This window comes from Jatrophihabitans sp. sgz311053, assembly GCF_056135305.1.
Map to the genome: position 1 here is coordinate 1,017,040 of NZ_JBWAXP010000001.1, position 12,216 is coordinate 1,029,255.

The window sequence follows — 12,216 nt, forward strand, 5'->3', positions numbered from 1 at the left end:
CGCCCGTGGTCTGGCTCGCCCTCGCCGGAGCGGCGTGCTGCAGCGCCTTGCCGTCGCCGGTGCACGTGCGTGCCGCGGCGCTGTCGGCCGGGGGTCGGCTGGCAGCCGCGAGGGGGCGTACCGGGATGGGCGGACCGATCCACCCCCGCTCGGCGTCGGCGCAGCGGTTCGGCGTCGCCCTGACGCTGGTGGCGGTGCCGGTGCTGGTCTGCTGGCGTGGGGGTGTCGCCCTCGGGGTGGCCGTGGCCGCGCTCGTCGGTCTGCTCGGACTGCTCACGCGGGACGCCCGCCGCTCGCGGCTGGAGCAGCGCCGCCGCCGGGAGCTGGTGCTGGCGGTCCGGCTCCTCGCCGGTGAGCTGGCGGCCGGGACAGGGCCGGCCGAGGCGCTCGGCGCGGCGGCCGCCGCCGGTCCGACCGTGGCCGCGGTCTTCGGCGACGCCGGGCAGGAGCAGGCGCGAGGCGGCGACGCCGCAGCCGTGCTCGACAGCGCCGGGGGGAGCGAGCTGCGCGGCCTGGCCGCGGCGTGGCGCGTCGCCGACACGACGGGCGCGCCGTTGGCGGAGGTCGTCGACCGCGTCGCGGCCGATCTCGCCGCCGCCGACACGCGCTGTCGCGCCGTCGCCGTCGTTCTCGCCGGGCCGCGGGCCTCGGCGGCGCTGCTGGCGGGCCTGCCGCTGCTCGGCATTGCGCTCGGCACCGCCATGGGCGCCGAGCCGGTGAGGCTGCTTGCCGCCGACCCTGCCGGACGCCTCCTCTGCTGTGCCGGGGTGCTGCTGGACGTCGGCGGCATCCTGTGGATGCGGCGGATCATCCTGCGGTCGCAGCGGCCGTGACCGTCCTCTGGTTGCTGTCGGCCGCCGCCCTGCTCGGGCTCCCGTCGGGGTCGCGGCAGGTGGCGCGGCGAGCTCGTCTGGTTCGGCGAGCTCGCGGGCAGCGACCTGCCGGCGCTGGTCCGCTGGCCCCGATGGCGGCCTGCGCCGCCGGAGCCGCCTGCCTCGTCCAGGTGGACCCGCCGGCGGGAATCGCGCTCGCCCTCGTGGTGACGCCGCTCGCGTGGTGGGGGCTGCGCCGTCTGCTGCGCGCCGAACCCCGGCGTGACGTTGCGGTGGCCGAGCTTCCGCTGGTGCTGGACCTCTGTGCCGCGTCGCTGCGGGCCGGTCGACCGCCGTCCGACGCCCTGGCCGCTGCGGCACCGGCCGCGCCCGAGCCCGTTCGCGCGGCACTGGACCAGGTGGCGAGGCTCATCCGCCTCGGTGCCGAACCGGAACAGGCCTGGTCGGTGTTGTCGCGAGACGGTCCGCTGGGCGAGGTCGCGGCGGTGGCTGTCCGCAGCGCCACCAGCGGTGCGCGCCTCGCCCTGGCTTTCGAACGGCTGGCGGTCGAGATCCGTGCCACGCTCGCCACCACTGCCGAGACCCGCGCCCAGCGAGCCGGGGTGGTGGCGCTGGCCCCGCTGGCGGCCTGCTTCCTGCCGTCCTTCATCGCGTTGGGCGTCGTCCCCGTGATCGTCGGTATGGGACGTCAGGTTCTCGACGGTGGACTGCTCTAGTCATCGAGGCGACGAGGGTTCGCACCGCCGCTGCCGTGCGCGGGTTAGCGCGCTGGTCAGTGCGGAGCGGTCCGTGCCCGGCCGAGCTCGACATCGGTAGTGGTGAGCTCGACCAGCGGCGCGTACCGGGCCATGACGTCGAGGGCCTGTCGATGGGCCGTGTCGTCCGAGCCGGCACAGGCGTCGATGACGACGCGCACTGGAATTCCCGCGTCCGCTGCGGCCAGCACGGTGGAGAGGACGCAGCAGTCGGTGGCCACCCCGACGACGACGAGTTCCTCGCCGATACGTCCGGCCAGCCGAGCGTCCCACTTGCCGAAGGTGGGGTAGTCCAGGGCGGATCGTCCGGTGAACGGGGCGACGAGATCCCACAGCTCGGAATTGCGCGGTTGGCGCGCAAAAGACCAGGCGCGGTAGTAGTCCTGCCACGCGCCGTGCGGCTCCTCGGGTGCGACGAACCGGGTCAGCACGGTCGCCTCGTCGGGCGTCGCCGCGGTGAGCGCGACCACCCTGGGCAGGATCTCGGCGAAGCGAGGCGCTGCCCATGGACTGTCGTGGTCGCCGAAGACCCGTTGCATGTCGACGACGAGCAGCGTCACGAGAACTCCTGGTGCCGCACCGCGGCCCGGCTGCCGACAGCGGTCAGCACGAAGCCGATCGCCAGCGAGACCAGCACCCCCAGCCCGGCGGCGGCCCACGGGCCGGTCTTCCCGCCGAGACCCAGTGGCCCGAGCAGGTAGCCCTGCCAGGCCAGCCAGCTGGCCGCGGTGTTCGTCACCAGGCCCCACCCCGCGACCGAACCGAGCACGAGCGAGACCATCGGCAGCACGCGGATGTCGCCGTACCTACCGCCGACGTCGAAGAGCGCGGCCGGGTCGTAGTCGCGGCGTCGCAGGGCGATGTCGGCGAGCATCACCCCGCACCAGCCGGCGATCGGGACGCCGAGGGTGATGAGGAAACCCTGGAACTGGGTCACGAAATCGGCGGCGAAGAAGACGACGTAGATCGAACCGACGATCATGACCGCGCCGTCGACGAGGGCGGCGAGTGGGCGGGACAACCGCACGCCCGCCGCGAGCAGGGCCAGTCCCGAGGAGTAGATGTCGAGCACCGCCCCGCCCACCAGGCCCAGGATGGCGACCACCAGGAACGGCACCAGCGCCCAGGTGTCGAGCAGGCCCGCCAGCGCCCCCACCGGATCGACGGAGATGGCGTCCTTCAGATCCGTGGACGACCCGGCCAGCAGCAGACCGAAGACCAGCAGCAGGATCGGCGCCAGCGCACCCCCGAAGGTGGTCCAACCGACGACACCGGCGCTGGACGAGCGCCGCGGCAGGTAGCGCGAGTAGTCCGCGGCGGCGTTGACCCAGCTGATGCCGAAGCCGGTGAGGAAGAGGACGAAGCAGCCGACGACGGTCTGCCAGTTGCCGGCCGGCACTGCACTGACGGTGGCCCAGTGGATGTCGCTGGCGACGACCACGAGATAGACGACGGTGAGCACGGCGGTGACGACGGTGATCACCGTCTGCATCCGCATGATGACGTCGAAGCCGGCGAAGCCACCGGCAATGATCAACAGCGCGACGACGACGAGAGCGATGATCTTGGTCGCCACCCCCGAGCTCCAGCCGAGCTCGTCGAAGACGGTGGCCGTCGCCTTCGTGGCGAGGATCGTCAGCGCGGTCTCCCAGCCGACCGTCAGTACCCACGACAGCGCCGCAGGCACGCGATTGCCGCGGACGCCGAAGGCCGCCCGGCTGAGCACCATCGTGGGGGCCGAGCCCCGCTTGCCGGCGAGGGCGACGAAACCGCAGAGCAGGAAGGACGCCACGACGCCGAGCGTCCCGGCGATGAGGGCCTGCCAGAACGACACCCCCAGGTAGAGGCCGAAGGAGCCGTAGCTCAGGCCGAAGACCGAGACATTCGCGCCGAACCACGGCCAGAAGAGGCTGGCCGGTCGCCCTTTCCGCTCGGCGTCGTCGACGATCTCGATGCCCTTGGTCTCGATGCCCTTGGTCTCGATGCCCTTGGTCTCGATGCCCCTGGTCTCGATGCTGCTCGAGGTGGCGAGCGGCGTCACGACGCCCTCGGGTTGCTTGCTCATCGATGTCATCGCTCACCTCGGGCGGACGCGGAGTGCTGGGTGGAACGGGTGGACGTGTGGCGGGGCAGACCTGCCGTCGGGCCTCCGGACGATCTGCCGTCGGGCTCGGGCACGGAGGACCCCGCCGCACCGTAACGCCGCGTCCCGACATTGCGGGCCCCCGCGTCCACAACCCGGTGTGTCGTCCACAGTGCGGCCGCGATCGGCTCCGCTGACGGTCATGCCCGACGAGGCTTCGGGCATGACTCCTCGTGCCCTGCCCGGCCGACTCCGGCCCGTCCTGCCCGTCCTCCTGTCGGCCCTGTCCGTCACGGTCCTACGTCCGACCCTGCGCCTGTCCCGCCGCGTCCGCGCGAGCGTGGATGCGGGCATGTCGACCGCCGAGTACGCCGTCGGCACCGTCGCAGCGGTCGGCTTCGCCGTCGTGCTCTACAAGGTCGTGCGGAGCCCTGCGGTCTCCTCGGCGCTCGCCGGCATCGTGAAGTCGGCCCTCAATGTCCTCTGAGTCATGGTCCGGTCGTCCGGCCCGCCGCCCACGCCGGCGCGGCCAGCGCCGCGACGACGGCATGGCCACGGCCGAGCTCGCCGCCTGCCTCCCGGTCCTCGTCCTGGTGCTCGTCGCCGCCGTTGCGGCCGTCGCCGTCGTGTCGGCCCGGGTCCGCGTCCAGGACGCGGCACGCGAGGCTGCCCGGTCGGCGGCCCGCGACGACACTGCCGCCGGCTATCGCCTCGCCCGTTCGGCCGCACCCGGTGCCAGGCTGTCGTTCAGTCGCGATGACGAGGACGTGACCGCTCGGGTCAGCCTCGCCGTCGAGCCCCTGGGGGGACTCTTCCCGGCTGTCACGGTCACCGCCGTCGCGGTGGCCGCGGTCGAGCCCACCGCGGCGGGGTCATTGCCGTGAGCGGTGACAGGGGTTCTGCCTCGGTGTGGGTGGTGGCCGTCGCGGCGCTGCTGTCCGTGGTCGGCGCGGTCGTGACGATGCGGACCGCGGCCGTGGGCATCCGACATCGGGTCGAGACCGCAGCAGATCTCGCCGCGCTCGCCGGAGCCGGCCGTATCGGGGTCGCCGGCGACCCGTGCGCAGCTGCGCAATGGACGGCTGCCCGCAACGGTGCGACGGTCCGAGGTTGCCAGCTGCAGCTGGCGGCCGACGGGCGCAGCGGCACGGTGACGGTGACGGTCTCGGCCACGGCGCGGTTGCCCTTCGGCGGGGGCACGGTCCGGGCGGCGGCTCGAGCCGGTCGGCTCGCGACGACCGGTCAGGGGCTCGACAGTGCTCGGAGGACGACATCGAGCAGGGCGACCGCGCCCGCCTTGTCCAGCGGCTCGTTGCCGTTGCCGCACTTGGGTGACTGCACGCAGGACGGGCAACCCTCGGGACACTCACACGCCAGGATGGCCTGCCGGGTGGCGCCCAGCCATGCCTCGAGGGCGGCGTGACCCCGCTCGGCGAAACCGGCGCCACCCGGATGCCCGTCGTAGACGAAGACGGTGGGCTGTCCGGTGTCCGGATGCAGCGCCGTCGAGACCCCACCGATGTCCCAGCGGTCGCACACCGCGAAGAGCGGGAGCAGGCCGATCGCGGCGTGCTCCGCGGCATGCGCCGCGCCAGGCACCGACACCTGCTCCAGGCCGACGTCGTCCAGCGCCCCCTGCTCGACGGTGTACCAGACCGCGGTGGTGCGCAGCTCCCGCACGGGCAGGTCCAGTTCGACCTCGTCGATCAGCTCTCCGGTGCCGAGGCGCCGCTTCAGATAGCTCACGACCTGGTTGCTGACGTCGACGGCGCCGATCGACACCCGGACCGGACCGTGCCGGGTGCCGATGCGTTCCTCGACGATGGCGATGTCGGTGACGTCGCGAGCGGAGGTGGACCACGGTGGCGACTCGCTGTGGACGAGCGCCACGCCGCCGCCGGGCCGGTCGTCGTCGTCGAGGTGAAGCTCGTCGACGACGTAGGAGCGTCCCTGGTGCAGGTACACCGCGCCGGGGTGGACGGTCGCATGGGCGGCGCCGGCATCGACGGTGCCGATGAGCGAGCCGGTGGCCGCATCGACGACCGAGACCGGGGCGCCGCCGGTGCCGCGGATGTCGGCCTCGGGTCGCCGGTGCTGGGTCCAGTACCAGCCCGAGCCGCGTCGGCGCAGCGAGCCGTCGGCGACCAGCCGCTCCAGCGCCGCCGTCACCGGTGCGGCCTCGGCGTCCGGTGCGGCGGCGAACAATGCCGGCTCGTCGGCACGGATCGGCAGTTCGGCCGCGGCGCAGCTCAGCTGCGGGCCGAGCACGTAGGGGTTGGTGGGATCGAAGACCGCCGCCTCCACCGGCCGGCCGAAGACCGCCTCGGGGTGGTGGACCAGGTAGGTGTCCAGTGGGTCGTCGCGCGCCACGAAGATCACCAGCGAGGCGTCACCGGCCCGCCCGGCGCGACCGGCCTGCTGCCACAGCGAGGCGAGGGTGCCGGGATAGCCGGCGAGCACCACGGCATCGAGGCCGGCGATGTCCAGGCCGAGTTCGAGCGCGTTGGTGGCGGCGACACCGAGCAGCTCCCCCGACGACAGGGCGGCCTCCACCGCGCGACGCTCCTCGGGGAGGTATCCCGCCCGGTAGGGCGCCACCCGACTGACGAGCTCGTCGAGTCCCGTCTCGCGCAGATGCTGCACGGCACCCAGCGCGGCGAACTCGGCGCCGCGACGGGATCGCACGAAAGTCAGGGTCCGTGCCTGCTCGACCACCAGATCGGCCAGCAACCTGGCCGCTTCGGCGCCGGCGGCGCGACGCACCGGGGCATCGTGCTCGCCGCGGAGCGCTGTCAGCGGCGGTTCCCAGAGTGCGAAGGTCTGCGGCCCGCGGGGCGAGGCGTCCTCGGTCACCGCCTGCACCGGCAGGCCCACCAGTCTGGTGGCGGACTCGGCCGGTCGCGCCGAGGTTGCCGAGGCGAGGACGAAAGTCGGGGTCGCGCCGTAGTGCGCGCAGATCCTGCGCAGTCGTCGGAGGATCTGCGCGACGTGCGAACCGAACAGCCCCCGATACGCGTGACATTCGTCGATGACGACGTACCGCAGCCGCCGCAGGAAGGACGCCCACCGGGCGTGGTGGGGCAGCAGGCTCCGGTGCAGCATGTCCGGATTGGTCAGCACCCAGTTGGCATGGGCACGCACCCAGTCGCGCTCGGTCATCGGAGTGTCGCCGTCGAAGGTGGCGGCGCGCAGCGCCGGCAGCGCGAAGGTGCCCAGGGCGCGGAGTTGATCTCCGGCCAACGCCTTGGTGGGCGAGAGATAGAGGACTCGGGACCGATCGTCGCCCAGGACGGCGGTGAGGGCCGGCAGCTGATAGGCCAGCGACTTGCCCGACGCCGTGCCGGTGGCGACGACCACCGACACCCCGGCGTGCGCGAGGGAGGCAGCCTCGGCCTGATGCGTCCACGGTGCCGCCACGCCCCGGGTCGCGAGCCGGTTGCGCAGCAGGTCCGGCACCCACTGCGGCCAGGTCGTCGTGATGCCCTCGCGAGCGGGCAGGTCGCGTGCGTGGGTCACCGGCGAGTCCCCCGGCGCGGTGCCTGCCAGCACGCGGTCCAGCAGGTGCTGCGGTCGCGAGAATGCGCCTGTCGAGACATCCACCCGCCGACTCACCTCCGGGTCCTGTGGCATTCTTTGTGCGGCACGGTCCAATTGCCAGTGAACCTGTCGTGTCCGACAACCTTCACTGGGACCCAACGGAAAGGTGACGCGCGTGGAGCTTGCGGTCTCACGCCAATCGGTCGGCGGCTTCCCGGTCGTCTCCGTCAGCGGCGAGGTCGACGTCTACTCGGCTCCGGCTCTGAAGGACAGCCTCACCGAGTTGCTCCAGTCAGGCGTCTCGACCGTCGTCGTCGACCTCACCTCGGTCGCCTTCCTGGACTCGACCGGCCTCGGCGCCCTCGTGGAGGCCCGCTCGGCCACGACCGAGGCCGGTGGCGCACTGCCCCTGGTCTGCAACCAGGAGCGCATCCTGAAGCTCTTCGCCATCACCGGGCTGGACGGGGTCTTCTCCATCCACGCCACCGTCGACGACGCGGTGACCGCGCTGCAGGGCTGACCCTGACCGCTGCGCGAGCAGTGAGTGCTGCATCACGTTGCGCTGATCACACCCCGGGGCCGCGACGCTCTCAGCGGCGGCTAAACTCCGCCTCGTCCGCGCCGGACGTCGCAAAATGCGCACATTGTCCGGCGCACCTTCACGTCATCGACTCTGTCGACGCGCGGTGCTCGGCAGGGACGTGAGCTGAACCAGGGGAGTCGTATGGGTTCGCACAGCAGTGCCGTCCTGGTGGCCGCCGACAGTGATGGCCTCCCGGCCATCACCAGCGGTCAGCGTGGTTTCGTCTTCGTCATCGCCGCCCTGTCGGTGTTGGCGCTCGTCTATGCCTTCGTCCTCGTCCGCGAGGTGCTCGCGGCCGACACCGGCACGCCGAACATGCAGAGCATCTCCAAGGCGGTGCAGGAAGGCGCCTCGGCCTACCTCAACCGCCAGTTCCGGACCCTGGGGCTCTTCTCGATCCTGGTCTTCGTCCTCTTGCTGATCTTGCCGGTGAGCGAGGGCGGGGCGAGCGTCCGGGTCGGGCGCGCCATCTTCTTCCTCGTCGGAGCCGCCTTCTCGGCGGCCGTCGGCTACATCGGCATGACGATGGCGACGCGCGCGAACGTCCGGGTGGCCTCGGCGGCCCGCGGCGGCAAGGGCGAGCGTGGCTTCCACCTCGCCTTCCGCACCGGTGGCATCGTCGGCATGCTCACGGTCGGTCTCGGCCTGCTCGGCGCCTCCATCGTGCTCATCGTCTACAACGAGCACGCCCCGACCGTGCTCGAGGGCTTCGGCTTCGGTGGCGCCCTGCTGGCCATGTTCATGCGTGTCGGCGGCGGCATCTTCACCAAGGCGGCGGACGTCGGCGCGGACCTCGTCGGCAAGGTCGAGGCCGGCATCCCCGAGGACGACCCGCGCAACGCCGCCACTATCGCCGACAACGTCGGTGACAACGTGGGTGACTGCGCCGGGATGGCGGCCGACCTCTTCGAGTCCTACGCGGTGACGCTGGTGGCGGCGCTCATCCTCGGCCAGATCGCCTTCGGCGCCCAGGGGCTGCTGCTGCCGCTGATCATCGGCGGCGTCGGCATCATCAGCTCGGTGGTGGGCATCCTCGCCACCAAGCTCCGTGGCAGCGACCGCAACGGCCTGGTGCCGATCAACCGCGGCTTTCTCATCTCGGCCGTCGTCTCGCTGATCCTAGTGGCGATCGTCGCCTTCACCGGATTCCTGCCCGACAACTTCGCCGACTTCAAGGGGGGCATCGCCTCCGACGCCGATCCCCGCGTCATCGCCTTCGTGGCGGTGCTGATCGGCATCGTGCTGGCCGTCCTGATCCAGCAGCTCACCGGTTACTTCACCGACACCATCCGCCGGCCCGTCCGGGACGTCGCCAAGACGTCGCTGACCGGCCCCGCCACCGTGGTGCTCTCCGGCATCTCGCTGGGTCTCGAGTCCGCCGTCTACACCGCGGTGCTCATCGGCCTCGCCGTCTTCGGCGCCTTCCTGCTCGGCAGCGGCTCGCTCTTCGTCGCGCTCTTCGCGGTGGCCCTCGCGGGCTGCGGCCTGCTCACCACCGCGGGTGTCATCGTCTCGATGGACACCTTCGGTCCCATCAGCGACAACGCCCAGGGTGTCGCGGAGATGTCCGGCGACATCGACGAGGCCGGCGCCCGCGTCCTCACCGACCTCGACGCCGTCGGCAACACCACCAAGGCCATCACCAAGGGCATCGCCATCGCCACGGCAGTGCTCGCAGCGACGGCGCTCTTCGGCTCGTACACCAGTGCCGTCGCCCGCGCCGGTGCCGATTCCAACGCCGGGATCGGTGCGCCCGGCGACGGCGCGTTCGACAAGTTGTTCTCGATCTTCTCGCCCAACCTGCTCGTCGGCGCCATCATCGGTGCCGCCGCGGTCTTCCTCTTCAGCGGCCTGGCCATCAGCGCTGTCGGTCGTGCCGCCGGCCGGGTCGTCTACGAGGTGCGCGAGCAGTTCCGCACCAAGCCGGGGATCATGGACTTCAGCGAGAAGCCCGACTACGCGCGTGTCGTCGACATCTGCACCAAGGACTCGCTGCGCGAACTGGCCACGCCGGGCCTGCTCGCGATCTTCGCGCCGATCACGATCGGCTTCGCCTTCGGTGTCGGCCCGCTGGCCGGCTACCTGGCCGGCGCCATCGCCGCCGGTGTGCTGATGGCGGTGTTCCTGGCCAACTCCGGTGGCGCGTGGGACAACGCCAAGAAGATGGTCGAGGACGGCGAGCACGGCGGCAAGGGCAGTGAGGCCCACGCCGCCACCGTCATCGGCGACACCGTCGGTGACCCGTTCAAGGACACCGCCGGCCCCGCCATCAACCCGCTGATCAAGGTCATGAACCTCGTGGCCGTCCTCATCGCTCCGGCCGTCGTGCAGTTCAGCATCGGCGAGGACAAGAACAACGGCGTCCGCGCCGTGATCGCGATCATCGCCTTCCTGGTGATCGCCGGGGCGGTGATCGTCTCCAAGCGACGCCAGGTGTCGATGGGCGACGCCCCCGCCGCCAGCAAGGCCTGAACCGCCAGCTGACACGACGACGGCCCCGGTCCGAGTGGACCGGGGCCGTCGTCGTCTCGCCACCGGGGCGGACGTGCTGGCGCGAATTTGTGCACTTTGCCCGCTAATGCCGCCGGGGAGGGGTCCCCTCCCCAACCGAAATCGATCTTCTCAGCTTGATGGGTGTAAGGGCCGCTGCCAATCTGGGCACACCTTGAACCGCGCCGGGCCACCGGATCTCCGGCGACCCTCCGACGACGAAGAAGTGAGCCAGACATGACCGACTACCCACCACCGCAGAACCCCGGCCAGGGTGGCCAGGGTGACCAGTACGGCCAGCAGGGCGGTTACGGCCAGCAGGGCGGACAGCCGGGCGGCGACCAGTACGGCCAGCCGGGGCAGCAGGGTGGCTACGGCCAGCCCGGCCAGCAGGGTGGCTACGGCCAGCAGGGCGGGCAGCCGGGTGGCGAGCAGTACGGCCAGCCGGGGCAGCAGGGTGGCTACGGCCAGCCGGGTGGCGAGCAGTACGGCCAGCAGGGCGGTTACGGTCAGCCCGGCCAGCAGGGTGGCTACGGTCAGCCCGGCCAGTACGGTCAGCCGGGTCAGTACGGCCAGGGTGGTGAGCAGTACGGCCAGGGCGGCTACGGCCAGCCGGGCCAGTACGGTCAGCCCGGCCAGTACGGCCAGCCGGGTCAGCCCCAGTGGGGCGGACCGCCGGCGCCGCCGAAGAGCAACCGTCGCAACGCGATCATCGCCGCGATCGTCGCGGTGGTCGTGATCGCCGGCGGCATCATCGCCCTCGTCGCCTTCACCGGCGACGATGACGACAAGACCGCCGGCCCGGCGCCGACGGCGTCGCAGAGCGGCTCGCCGACCAGCGACTTCCCCTCCGGCTCGCCCACGACCGGGTCGTCCAGCTACTCGCTGCCGTCCTCGTCGAGTTATTCGCTGCCGTCGTCCTCGGGCGTACTGCCCAGCTACGCCAAGGCGACCCCGTACCTGGCGGCGTCCTCGTACTTCAGCGCGCTGCGCAACAAGAACCTGCCGCAGGTGCAGGCGCTGGTCTGCTCGGGCGTCCCGGTGAAGCTGACTCAGGCCGACCTTGCGAAGATCCAGTTCGCGTACGCCACCGGCACCGCCAACCAGACCGGCAGCACCGCGACCGTCGACGGCCGCGTCACCCTCACCGACGGCAGCCGCTTCGAGCTGGTCGTCACGGTCCGGCAGGAGGCCGAGCGCAGCTGGTGCCTCGTCAAGGATCAGCGCAAGTAGCAGCCGAGGCCGGGCGCGACGCCCGGATCACGACGAGCCATGGTGCCCGACGAGCGAGCTCTCGTCGGGCACCATGTCGTTCGTGACCCAGTTCTCGCTCTTCGGCGCGGCCGCCGCGGCGCCGGGCATCGGCGACCTGGACGGCCTGCTGCTCGCCGGGGGTGGCTGGGTCCGCGGCGCCGGTGGGGCCAGGGTCTCGGTGGTGGTCGCCGATCGCTGGCGGGCCGAGGCCCTCTGCGGCGTCTTCGCCGAGCTGGCGATCGCGGCCGAGGACCCGATCGTCGAGGCGCCGAGCGGCCTCGGCGTCCGAACCGCCTTCTCGCCGTTGCTGGTGCCCCACGCCGAGCGCTGGACCCGCGGCGCCAACCAGGGCCTGCCCCGCCCCTTCGAGCTCGGCCCCGGCGGGTTGCGGGTCTGGGCGATGGCGGCCGGCCGTCGCGACGAGGCGGGATACGTCCTGGCGACGGCCGAGCACCAGCATCCGGACGAGAACCCGGTGCATCAGGCGGCGGGGGCGCAGCTGGCCCGGCTGGGAGTGGCCGCGGTGTCGCTGGGGCGTCGCGGCGGGCCCGGCTGGCGGGTCACCTCCGCCCGGCGCCTGCGTCGCCTGGTCGAGTTGCTCGGCCCGGCGCCGGAGGGCGGTGCGGCGCAGTGGCCGGCGCCGATCAGCTGACACGGCGGTAACTCGGGAAGTGGCGCGTT

The 12,216-nt window shown here is 72.2% G+C and carries 11 protein-coding genes and 1 pseudogene; 9 read left to right on the plus strand and 3 right to left on the minus strand.

From position 1 onward, the window contains the following. The first annotated feature begins 5 nt into the window (after positions 1 to 5). On the plus strand, positions 6 to 833 hold the full coding sequence (locus tag AC0NZQ_RS04550; RefSeq protein WP_474528457.1) for a type II secretion system F family protein: 828 nt from the start codon (positions 6 to 8) through the stop codon (positions 831 to 833). After that, entirely contained in the window at positions 830 to 1,549 is a 720-nt protein-coding gene (locus AC0NZQ_RS04555; protein WP_474528458.1) for a type II secretion system F family protein, read from the plus strand. Before AC0NZQ_RS04550 ends, AC0NZQ_RS04555 begins: the two co-directional genes overlap by 4 nt. A gap of 56 nt (positions 1,550 to 1,605) precedes the next feature. On the opposite strand, the gene AC0NZQ_RS04560 is transcribed toward AC0NZQ_RS04555, so the two are convergent. Together AC0NZQ_RS04560 and AC0NZQ_RS04565 are read right to left on the minus strand one after the other, a co-directional pair. Continuing rightward, complete coding sequence (locus AC0NZQ_RS04560) at positions 1,606 to 2,148, minus strand: cysteine hydrolase family protein (RefSeq protein WP_474528459.1); 543 nt, start codon at positions 2,146 to 2,148, stop codon at positions 1,606 to 1,608. Then, entirely contained in the window at positions 2,145 to 3,653 is a 1,509-nt protein-coding gene (locus tag AC0NZQ_RS04565) for a purine-cytosine permease family protein (protein ID WP_474528460.1), read from the minus strand. Before AC0NZQ_RS04565 ends, AC0NZQ_RS04560 begins: the two co-directional genes overlap by 4 nt. A gap of 241 nt (positions 3,654 to 3,894) precedes the next feature. Between AC0NZQ_RS04565 and AC0NZQ_RS04570 the strand changes: the two genes are divergently transcribed. The 3 genes and pseudogenes from AC0NZQ_RS04570 to AC0NZQ_RS04580 form a co-directional block, all read left to right on the plus strand. Then, a complete protein-coding gene (locus AC0NZQ_RS04570; RefSeq protein ID WP_474528461.1) occupies positions 3,895 to 4,158 on the plus strand; it encodes a DUF4244 domain-containing protein in 264 nt (87 codons plus the stop codon). Continuing rightward, positions 4,148 to 4,555 (plus strand): TadE family type IV pilus minor pilin, encoded by a 408-nt coding sequence (locus AC0NZQ_RS04575; protein WP_474528462.1) that lies wholly within the window; start codon positions 4,148 to 4,150, stop codon positions 4,553 to 4,555. Before AC0NZQ_RS04570 ends, AC0NZQ_RS04575 begins: the two co-directional genes overlap by 11 nt. A 23-nt stretch (positions 4,556 to 4,578) precedes the next feature. After that, a pseudogene (locus tag AC0NZQ_RS04580) lies at positions 4,579 to 4,836 on the plus strand (Rv3654c family TadE-like protein); the annotation flags it as partial. A 77-nt stretch (positions 4,837 to 4,913) separates the two neighbouring features. Here the strand turns inward: AC0NZQ_RS04580 and AC0NZQ_RS04585 are convergent. After that, positions 4,914 to 7,301 carry a DEAD/DEAH box helicase gene (locus tag AC0NZQ_RS04585; protein ID WP_474528463.1) on the minus strand — a complete coding sequence of 796 codons (2,388 nt, stop codon included), beginning with the start codon at positions 7,299 to 7,301 and terminating at the stop codon, positions 4,914 to 4,916. An 82-nt stretch (positions 7,302 to 7,383) separates the two neighbouring features. Between AC0NZQ_RS04585 and AC0NZQ_RS04590 the strand changes: the two genes are divergently transcribed. The 4 genes from AC0NZQ_RS04590 to AC0NZQ_RS04605 all read left to right on the plus strand — a co-directional run bounded on the left by AC0NZQ_RS04590 (position 7,384) and on the right by AC0NZQ_RS04605 (position 12,187). Continuing rightward, positions 7,384 to 7,728 (plus strand): STAS domain-containing protein, encoded by a 345-nt coding sequence (locus AC0NZQ_RS04590; protein WP_474528464.1) that lies wholly within the window; start codon positions 7,384 to 7,386, stop codon positions 7,726 to 7,728. A 204-nt stretch (positions 7,729 to 7,932) separates the two neighbouring features. Beyond that, positions 7,933 to 10,263, plus strand: coding sequence for a sodium-translocating pyrophosphatase (locus AC0NZQ_RS04595; protein ID WP_474528466.1), 2,331 nt, complete (start codon positions 7,933 to 7,935; stop codon positions 10,261 to 10,263). Between the two features lie 255 nt (positions 10,264 to 10,518). Next, positions 10,519 to 11,514 carry a hypothetical protein gene (locus tag AC0NZQ_RS04600; RefSeq protein ID WP_474528467.1) on the plus strand — a complete coding sequence of 332 codons (996 nt, stop codon included), beginning with the start codon at positions 10,519 to 10,521 and terminating at the stop codon, positions 11,512 to 11,514. An 82-nt stretch (positions 11,515 to 11,596) separates the two neighbouring features. Further along, positions 11,597 to 12,187, plus strand: a complete 591-nt coding sequence (locus AC0NZQ_RS04605; RefSeq protein ID WP_474528468.1) for a hypothetical protein — start codon at positions 11,597 to 11,599, stop codon at positions 12,185 to 12,187. Positions 12,188 to 12,216: the final 29 nt, after the last annotated feature.

Excerpts from the sequence above, each read along its gene's own strand:
- AC0NZQ_RS04565 (WP_474528460.1), bottom strand. The coding sequence starts at position 3,653 with ATGAGCAAGCAACCCGAGGGCGTCGTGACGCCGCTCGCCACCTCGAGC.
- AC0NZQ_RS04570 (WP_474528461.1), top strand. The coding sequence starts at position 3,895 with ATGACTCCTCGTGCCCTGCCCGGCCGACTCCGGCCCGTCCTGCCCGTC.
- AC0NZQ_RS04575 (WP_474528462.1), top strand. The coding sequence starts at position 4,148 with ATGTCCTCTGAGTCATGGTCCGGTCGTCCGGCCCGCCGCCCACGCCGG.
- AC0NZQ_RS04585 (WP_474528463.1), bottom strand. The coding sequence starts at position 7,301 with ATGCCACAGGACCCGGAGGTGAGTCGGCGGGTGGATGTCTCGACAGGC.
- AC0NZQ_RS04595 (WP_474528466.1), top strand. The coding sequence starts at position 7,933 with ATGGGTTCGCACAGCAGTGCCGTCCTGGTGGCCGCCGACAGTGATGGC.
- AC0NZQ_RS04600 (WP_474528467.1), top strand. The coding sequence starts at position 10,519 with ATGACCGACTACCCACCACCGCAGAACCCCGGCCAGGGTGGCCAGGGT.